Consider the following 7,885-nt stretch of genomic DNA (forward strand, 5'->3'; position numbering starts at 1 on the left):
CTTGAAGAAGGCGCCGTCGATGGCGACGTGATGGATGCGCGGGTTCAGGGCGCTCATCGTGTTCAGGGCCTGCACCACGTCCGGGCAGTTCTGGCACGATTGCGAGAAATAGGTCTCGAAGCGGTAGTCGCCGTCCAGCGCCTTGATCCGCTCGATCACCTCGGCGTCGAGGCGCGGCGGGTGGCCGCCGACGTGCAGCAGGGCCAGTACCAGCGAGGTGAACTCGTGGCCCAGCGGCAGGCCGGCGAAGCGCACGTCCGCGTCACCCGAGGCGCGGGTGATGGCGAACGACGGCTTGCGTTCGTTGTCGCCGCCCAGGTTCAGGCTGACCTTGTCCGAGGTGGCGACGATGTCTTCCAGCAGCGCCTTCATCTCGGCCGAGCCGGCGGAGTCGTCCAGCGAGGCGACCAGTTCGATCGGCTGGCGCAGGTTCTGCAGATAGGTGGTCAGCTGGGTCTTCAGACCGGCGTCCAGCATGAGGGGCTCCCTGGTGGGTTGGGGAGTGAAACGGGGCGTTCGATTGTCGGGGAGGGCATCGAACGCGGCGAGCGATCGAGAGGTGCGCCGCCGACCGCTGGGGGCGAGCGGCGGCGCGGGTAGCTCTTTTAGAGGGGCCCGTGGCGGGCGCCAAAACCGCGAACACTTTTGGCTGCCACGCGCCGCATCTTAGATCTTGCCGACGAGGTCGAGCGAGGGGGCCAGGGTCTTCTCACCCTCTTCCCACTTGGCCGGGCAGACTTCGCCCGGGTGGCTGGCCACGTACTGGGCGGCCTTGACCTTGCGCAGCAGTTCGGCGGCGTTGCGGCCGATGCCTTCGGCGGTCACTTCGGTGAACTGGATGACGCCTTGCGGGTCGACCAGGAAGGTGCCGCGATCGGCCAGGCCCTGGCCTTCGCGCATGACGCCGAAGTTGTTGGTGACCACGCCCGACGGGTCGCCGATCATGACGTACTTGATCTTGCCGATCGCCGGCGAGCTGTCGTGCCAGGCCTTGTGCGAGAAGTGGGTGTCGGTCGAGACCGAATAGACTTCAACGCCCAGCTTCTGGAACGTGTCGTAGTTGTCGGCCAGGTCTTCCAGTTCGGTCGGGCAGACGAAGGTGAAGTCGGCCGGATAGAAGAAGACGATGGACCACTTGCCCTTCAGGTCCGCATCGCTGACCGTGATGAACTTGCCGTCCTTGAAGGCCTGGGCGGTGAAGGGTTTGATCTCGGTGTTGATCAGCGACATTGGGCGCTCCGTTGATTGGATGCGCTGTCTTACGGCTCGGCTGGCAATCGAGCAAATTGATAAATCTTCTGGACGGAATAGATTGGATCTATGGGCGGGCAGGGCGGCGGCGAGGGCGCCCCCGCGCCTGATCGCCGCCGCCGCACCCGCGGAAGCAAGGCCTGGCCCGACCGGTTCGCGAGCGAGAGCGTGGCCCGTCTCCCCAGGCGAGCCTTGGGCCCGCCGCCACGTTCCCGACCTCGCGGGATCAGCCCCAAGATGATCCGGCCGGCCGAGCGAAAGCAGCGTCTCCCCAGACGCCTTCCGCCAGGCGGCTCTCATCGGCCGGCGAGGGGCCCGCCGTCGAGCCGTCTCGGCGATCCGAGGGCGTTCCGGCGGCCCGGCGACCCGTCAGCGGGCGCCGGGCGACCTGGGCGCCTCTAAATCAGCCAGGTGAGCGGGCGCGGATAGGCCTCGCCCCGGACCAGATAGTAGATCCCCATGACGCAGCGGGCGACGAACCAGACGCTGATCGCGGTCAGGATCAGGCCGCCGGCGATCATCATCGGAATGCCGATCAGCAGCAGGCTCAGCGGGATGCCGAGCAGCAGCAGGGCCCCGCCGATCAGGAAGCCGGCGATCGCCAGCCAGAAGCTGCGGATGTTGAACTCGAAGTGGCTTCGGTTGATCGGCCCGGCGGCGTCGCGGCCGACATAGGCGACGATCAGGCCGACCACGAAGGTCAGGCCGTTGGTGAAGCCCAGCAGATAGAGGCCGTAGACCACGGCGGGCAGGACCTTGTCCTCTTCGGCCACGGGGGCGACGTCGGTCATGATCAGAGCATCCAGTTCTTGGGCGTGGGATAGGGTTGGTTCTTCAACAGGTTCGACAGGCCGACGATGCCGCGCACCACGACCCAGAGGCCGACGGCGACCAGCAGCACGACGCCGATCCCGACCACGGTCAGAAGGGCCGAGACGATCGAAAACAACAGGGCCAGCCAGAAGGTCCGGATCTGGAACTCATAGTGGCTGGCCAGCCACTCGGGCGCGCCCTTGCGGCTGACATAGGCCAGGATCACGCCGATCGCGCAGGTGACGCCGCCGGTCGCCACCCCGGCGATCATCAGGGCGTAGACGATGCCGGGCAGGGTCTTGTCGTCCTGCAGCCGGGGCGGGACGGAGGGGTCTATCGAGGGGTCTGACACGGTGTTGAGCCTAGAGATATCGTCGTTGGCTCAACGATCGCGCCGTCGGCGGCCGGATGCAAATGAAGGTGGCGTCATGACGCCTTTGTCACCTTGGCGGTGGCGGAAGACCGCTCATGATCCGAGAAGATATATCCCGCCTTCCTGGGCCTTGTGCCCAGGACCCATCTCTCCGGAACCGGTAAGTCGGACCGGCGGCCTGGGCCTTTCAGCTTCAGCTCACTTCAAGATCGGCGCTTGCCGCCCGCATGGGTCCTGGGCACAAGGCCCAGGAAGGCGGGCACATATGGCAAATGCGACCGCCCTCCCGCGAAACGGGGGGATCTCACGGCAGCAGGTCGCTGGGCGGATCCTGTGGGTCGAAGGCCGCGCCGGCGCCGATCCAGGGCAGGACGGCCAGCAGCAGCAGCAGGACGAAGACCATCCGGGCGGCCAGGTCGACGCCCACGGACGCCATGCCGGCGGTCAGGGAGAACAGCAGGGCGGCGGCCGCGCCGAAGGCGGTCAGGCCGATCATCCAGGTCAGGGCGGCCCGCGCCTCCAGCCGGGCGACGCCGAACCGAGCGCGGGGCGAGAGGTCGGCGCCGACGGCGGCGACGGCCCGGGCCAGGGTCGAAAAGCCGGCCAGCCGGTCCTCGAACCGCCCCGGGCCGACATAGCTCTGCGAGACGATGACCAGTCGCCGCCGGCCGAAGGTGACCAGCAGCGTGCGCCGCCGCCCATCACGCGCGACCGCCAGGCGGTAGCGGGTCAGACCCGAGAGCGGAAAGCGACGCTCGATCCGGCCGCGCGTCTCCACCAGGGTCCCGGCCTCCAGGGTCCAGACCGTCTCGGGCTGGAACGGAGAGAGCCGGGCGCTGTGGCGGACGCTCATGGGCTTTCCTTAACGCGCTCTAGGCGCGGACGGCGGTGATCTCGACGCCGGCGGCGGCGGCGTGAGGGGCCAGGGCCAGGGGCTTTTCGACCCGCACCCGGGCGCGGGTGACGCGCGGATCGGAAAAACAGGCCTGGGCCAGGCGTTCGGCGAAGGTCTCGACGAGGTCGACATGACCCTCGGCGGCGATGGCGCGGGCGGCCTCGCCGACCATCTCGTAGTTCACCGTGTCGGGCAGGCGCTCGCAGTGGCTGGCGGCCACGTCCAGCTCGACGTCGAGCACCAGGGGCTGCATCCGGCCGTGCTCGTGGTCGTAGACGCCGATCTGAGCGTCGACCTTCAGGCCGCGGACGAAGACCTTGGTCACGATGATCCGCGCCAGGTCTTGGGCCCCAACGGAAGCGGCTTCGGTGTCTGCGAGGGGGGCTGCGGCCAAGCGTGGTCTCCTAGGGCGAGACGATGTCGGGCGTTTTCCAGCCCAGGTGCTGGCCGCCGTCCACGGCGATCATCTGGCCCGTGACCGACGGCGCGTCAATGAGATAGCGCAGGGCGGCGGCGACCTCGTCCGGCGTGGCGCGGCGCTGCAACAGGGTCCCGGCGGCCTCGGCCTCGAACTCGCCGGGGCCCTGGTGGGTCGAGGGCAGGGTCGGGCCCGGGCCGATGGCGTTGACCCGGATGCGCGGCGCCAGGGCCTGCGCCAGGGTCTGGGTCGCCCACCACAGGCCGGCCTTGCTGAGCGTGTAGCTGAAGAACTGCGGGTTGGGCCGCCAGACGCGCTGGTCGACGATATTGACCACCAGGCCCTGGCGATCGGCCGGCAGGCTGGCGGCGAAGGCCTCGGCCAGCACGACCGGCGCGCGCAGGTTGGTGTCCAGATGCAGGTCCCAGGTCTGGCGGGACAGCGACCCGACGCGGTCGTCCTCGAAGGCCGAGGCGCTGTTGACCAGCAGGGTGACGGGGCCGAGGGCCTGGGCGGCCTCTTCGATCAGGCCGCGCGTGGCGGGCTCATTGGCCAGCTCGGCGCGCAGCAGGACGGCGCGGCGACCCAGGGCGCGCACTTCATCCGCCGTCTCTTCGGCCTCGTCGGCCGAGGCGCGGTGGTGGATGGCGACGTCGTAGCCGGCGAGGGCGGCTTCAAGAGCCAGGGCCCGGCCGATCCGACGCCCCGCGCCGGTGACCAGGGCCGCGCCGCGCGCCGGGGCGGTCATCCTAGTCGATGCGGCCGAACTCGGCGGCGTTCAGCACGCAGATGACGCCCAGGAAGATGGCGATGACGAGGATCGCGAGCATGGCGCGGCTCCGAAAAAGGACAATGTTCGGCTCGGCTTTAGCCGCGCGCGGGCCTGACCGCAAGCGCAAGGCGGGGTAGAACGGGGACCATGCTCTGGCGACGCCGCATCGAACCCTTCACCCGGCCCCTGGTCTACGCCTTCTTCCGCTTCAAGCGGGGGTTGACCCTGGGCGTGCGGGCGGTGGTCACCGACGACGAGGGCCGGGTGCTCCTGCTGCAGCACACCTATGTCCACGGCTGGTACCTGCCCGGCGGCGGGGTCGAGCGCGGCGAGACGGCCGAGACCGCCGTGGCCCGCGAACTGGCCGAGGAGGCCGGGGTCCGCGCCCTCTCGCGCCCGCGCCTGGTTTCGGCCCACAGCAACGAGGTTCTGCATCCGGGCGACCACGTCCTGGTCTATCGCGTCGAGGCCTGGGAGGCCTGCGCCTCGAACGCGGCGGGCGAGATCCACGAGGTGGGGTGGTTCCACGTCCACGACCTGCCCGAGGAGACCACGCGGGCCACGCGGCGGCGGATCGCCGAGGCGCTGCAGGGGGATGAGAGCGATCCGATGTGGTGAGGACGCGCGCATGAATCCCTCTCTCTGTGAGAGAGGGAGGGGCCCACGCGAAGCGTGGGAGGGTGAGAGGTAAAGGTCTTTCCGAAGAAGGTGATGCGTCAGGACGCTCGGGCTTCTCCGGCGAGGGGTGAAACCACTCACCCTCCCACCGCCTGCGGCGGCGGGCCCCTCCCTCTCTCAAAGAGAGAGGGAATCCACTCGCGCCCCCTTCCCACCTGAACGCCGATCACATTAAATGGTTGTTTGAAACCGCCCGCCGACTTCCCATTGTCATGGGGCCAACCAGAGCGGGTCGAACACACGGGCAGGAGAACGGCATGCGCGAGTACACCAAGTTCTACATCGATGGCGCCTGGGTCGATCCGGTCACGCCCAAGCGGCTGGACGTCATCAACCCGGCCACCGAAGCCGTCGCCGGCGTGATCTCGATGGGCTCGGCGGCCGACGTCGACAAGGCCGTCCGCGCCGCCCGCAAGGCGTTCGCCACCTATTCCCTGACCAGCCGCGAGGAGCGCATCGACCTCCTCGAGCGGATCATCGCCGAGTACCAGAAGCGCTTCGAGGACATGGCGAAGGCCATCACCGAGGAGATGGGCGCCCCGGCCTGGCTGGCCCAGCGCGCCCAGGCGGCCATGGGCATCGGCCACGTCCAGACGGCGCTGGCGGTGCTGAAGGACTACAAGTTCGAGGAAGACCGCGGCACGACCCGCATCGTCAAGGAGCCGATCGGCGTCTGCGCCTTCATCACGCCGTGGAACTGGCCGGTGAACCAGATCGCCTGCAAGGTCGGCCCGGCGCTGGCCACCGGCTGCACCATGGTGCTGAAGCCGTCGGAAATCGCGCCGTTCAGCGGCTACGTCTGGACCGAGATCCTGCACGCCGCCGGCGTCCCGGCCGGGGTGTTCAACCTGGTCAACGGCGACGGCCCCACGGTCGGCGCGGCGCTCAGCAGCCATCCCGAAGTCGACATGGTCTCGTTCACCGGCTCGACCCGGGCCGGCATCGAGGTGGCCAAGAACGCCGCCCCGACCGTCAAGCGCGTCCACCAGGAGCTGGGCGGCAAGAGCCCCAACATCATCCTCGACGACGCCGACTTCCCGCGCGCGGTGGCCGGGGGCGTCGCCTCGGTGATGCTGAACTCGGGCCAGTCGTGCAACGCCCCGACCCGGATGCTGGTCCCCGGCAAGCGCATGGACGAGGTCATCGCCATCGCCAAGGCCGCCGCCGAGAGCCACACGGTCGGCGACCCGAACGGCAACTACAAGATGGGTCCGGTGGTCTCCGAGACCCAGTGGAACAAGATCCAGGGCCTGATCCAGAAGGGCATTGACGAAGGCGCCACCCTGGTCACCGGCGGCGTCGGCAAGCCCGAGGGCCTGGACAAGGGCTACTATGTGAAGCCCACCGTCTTCGCCAACGTCACCAACGACATGACCATCGCCAAGGAAGAGATCTTCGGCCCGGTGGTCTCGATCCTGGGCTACGACACGGTCGAGGAAGCCGTCACCGTCGGCAACGACACCGAGTACGGCCTGGCGGCCTATGTCTCGGGCGGCGACCAGGACACGGTCCGCAAGGTGGCCAGCCAGCTGCGCGCCGGCCAGGTCAACCTGAACGGCGCCGCCCCCGACCTGATGGCCCCGTTCGGCGGCTACAAGATGAGCGGCAACGGGAGAGAGTGGGGGGATCACGCGTTCGGCGAGTTCCTGGAGACCAAGGCGATCCTGGGCTACTCGGCGAAAGCGGCGGCGGAGTAGGTTTGCTCTGCTGTTGAGTTAGCTGGACTTGGAGGGGGCGGGGCCGGGAGGCTCCGCCTTTTCCATGTCGGAGGTCGCACCTGGCCCTTTGTAGTCGAACTTAACTACGTGAATGACATTGGATGGGGCGATCTCATTTATTAGTCTATCTACATCGTTTGGGTGTTTTTCTTCAAGCATAAGCCTAATTTCTGCTTCTGCCATTTTGCTCGTTATTCTGAGCCAGTCTCTATAAAGGGCGATGCAATTACTTATATCAACGTCGTAATTAAACGCGCTTAGCTGGAACCTATCAATTGGCGCAGCGAGCTTTTCGCCAACTGGAAAGGTGAAGGGAAATTTATTTTTTCCGCCTAGTGGCCCAGCCGAAATGCTTATCCATCTAAGCTTTATATCATTATTATCTAGGTCAGAGCTGTCTATATGGAAAAAGGAGACGGAACCAAATACCGCCCGACGAGATCCTTTTGATTTCAGTAGATTGCCTGGCGAGTTTCGTCCGATTGACGTATCTAAATGGTCCATTCCGTTACGAATCTTTGCGGATGGCTCCAGATATCCTAAAAGTTTTGCTGTTTCTGGTCCTATTGTTTCTTGGTTGATCAGTTCAATCAATTTTTTGATAGCATAAAAATCGTCTATTATTGACCATGCTGCATTTGATATTTGAGCGCGATGTAGTGTCGGTAGAGCTCCTTCCATGCGAGCAGCTAGCGTCGCTGTTTGGTGCATTGTAAAAAATGAGGCCGCTATGCAATCCGATATATGGACAAGCGCTTCAAATATTAGACGCTGTCGTGGATCTAGAAGTATGGGTAAGCGCCTAAGGAAGTCGCTATCCTCCAGTATAATTTCGCCGCAGTATGGTTCCGGCCTAATTTCATCCTGCATATCGCCCCCCGTCGACCCGCCTAGGGTCGGACCCAACCTTACATCTCTTGGAGGCAGCAGCGTGCCGGACTGTCCAGGTCAGTCAAGGACCGCCCTC

10 protein-coding genes and 1 pseudogene are annotated in these 7,885 nt (G+C 66.1%); 2 read left to right on the forward strand and 9 right to left on the reverse strand.

The window, feature by feature from the left end; all coding sequences use genetic code 11:
- From VJ655_RS01210 to VJ655_RS01245, 8 genes and pseudogenes are all read right to left on the reverse strand, one after another.
- Positions 1-477: pseudogene (locus VJ655_RS01210) on the reverse strand (alkyl hydroperoxide reductase subunit F); the annotation flags it as partial.
- A gap of 189 nt (positions 478-666) precedes the next feature.
- A complete protein-coding gene (gene ahpC / locus VJ655_RS01215) occupies positions 667-1,230 on the reverse strand; it encodes an alkyl hydroperoxide reductase subunit C (protein WP_324097546.1) in 564 nt (187 codons plus the stop codon).
- Positions 1,231-1,649: 419 nt separating this feature from the next.
- Positions 1,650-2,042, reverse strand: coding sequence for a hypothetical protein (locus VJ655_RS01220; RefSeq protein WP_324097547.1), 393 nt, complete (start codon positions 2,040-2,042; stop codon positions 1,650-1,652).
- 2 nt (positions 2,043-2,044) lie between these two features.
- Complete coding sequence (locus VJ655_RS01225; RefSeq protein ID WP_324097548.1) at positions 2,045-2,416, reverse strand: hypothetical protein; 372 nt, start codon at positions 2,414-2,416, stop codon at positions 2,045-2,047.
- 325 nt (positions 2,417-2,741) lie between these two features.
- Entirely contained in the window at positions 2,742-3,290 is a 549-nt protein-coding gene (locus VJ655_RS01230) for a hypothetical protein (protein WP_324097549.1), read from the reverse strand.
- Between the two features lie 19 nt (positions 3,291-3,309).
- Positions 3,310-3,726: a dihydroneopterin aldolase gene (gene folB, locus VJ655_RS01235; protein ID WP_324097550.1), complete on the reverse strand. Its 417-nt coding sequence runs from the start codon at positions 3,724-3,726 to the stop codon at positions 3,310-3,312.
- A gap of 10 nt (positions 3,727-3,736) precedes the next feature.
- Entirely contained in the window at positions 3,737-4,498 is a 762-nt protein-coding gene (locus VJ655_RS01240; RefSeq protein ID WP_324097551.1) for an SDR family oxidoreductase, read from the reverse strand.
- 1 nt (position 4,499) lies between these two features.
- On the reverse strand, positions 4,500-4,643 hold the full coding sequence (locus VJ655_RS01245) for a hypothetical protein (RefSeq protein ID WP_324097552.1): 144 nt from the start codon (positions 4,641-4,643) through the stop codon (positions 4,500-4,502).
- 26 nt (positions 4,644-4,669) lie between these two features.
- On the opposite strand from VJ655_RS01245, the gene VJ655_RS01250 reads away from it, so the two are divergent.
- Positions 4,670-5,140 carry an NUDIX domain-containing protein gene (locus VJ655_RS01250; RefSeq protein WP_324097553.1) on the forward strand — a complete coding sequence of 157 codons (471 nt, stop codon included), beginning with the start codon at positions 4,670-4,672 and terminating at the stop codon, positions 5,138-5,140.
- Between the two features lie 317 nt (positions 5,141-5,457).
- On the forward strand, positions 5,458-6,897 hold the full coding sequence (locus VJ655_RS01255) for an aldehyde dehydrogenase family protein (protein ID WP_324097554.1): 1,440 nt from the start codon (positions 5,458-5,460) through the stop codon (positions 6,895-6,897).
- Positions 6,898-6,915: 18 nt separating this feature from the next.
- Here the strand turns inward: VJ655_RS01255 and VJ655_RS01260 are convergent, their stop codons facing one another.
- Positions 6,916-7,788 carry a hypothetical protein gene (locus tag VJ655_RS01260; RefSeq protein ID WP_324097555.1) on the reverse strand — a complete coding sequence of 291 codons (873 nt, stop codon included), beginning with the start codon at positions 7,786-7,788 and terminating at the stop codon, positions 6,916-6,918.
- Positions 7,789-7,885 lie beyond the last annotated feature (97 nt).

The sequence above is a fragment of the Caulobacter sp. genome, from assembly GCF_035254145.1.
Taxonomy (GTDB): Bacteria; Pseudomonadota; Alphaproteobacteria; order Caulobacterales; family Caulobacteraceae; genus Caulobacter.

Coding starts and splice junctions, on each gene's coding strand:
- VJ655_RS01240 (WP_324097551.1), bottom strand. CDS start 4,498: ATGACCGCCCCGGCGCGCGGCGCGGCCCTGGTCACCGGCGCGGGGCGT.
- ahpC (WP_324097546.1), bottom strand. CDS start 1,230: ATGTCGCTGATCAACACCGAGATCAAACCCTTCACCGCCCAGGCCTTC.
- VJ655_RS01250 (WP_324097553.1), top strand. CDS start 4,670: ATGCTCTGGCGACGCCGCATCGAACCCTTCACCCGGCCCCTGGTCTAC.
- VJ655_RS01230 (WP_324097549.1), bottom strand. CDS start 3,290: ATGAGCGTCCGCCACAGCGCCCGGCTCTCTCCGTTCCAGCCCGAGACG.
- VJ655_RS01220 (WP_324097547.1), bottom strand. CDS start 2,042: ATGACCGACGTCGCCCCCGTGGCCGAAGAGGACAAGGTCCTGCCCGCC.
- VJ655_RS01255 (WP_324097554.1), top strand. CDS start 5,458: ATGCGCGAGTACACCAAGTTCTACATCGATGGCGCCTGGGTCGATCCG.
- VJ655_RS01260 (WP_324097555.1), bottom strand. CDS start 7,788: ATGCAGGATGAAATTAGGCCGGAACCATACTGCGGCGAAATTATACTG.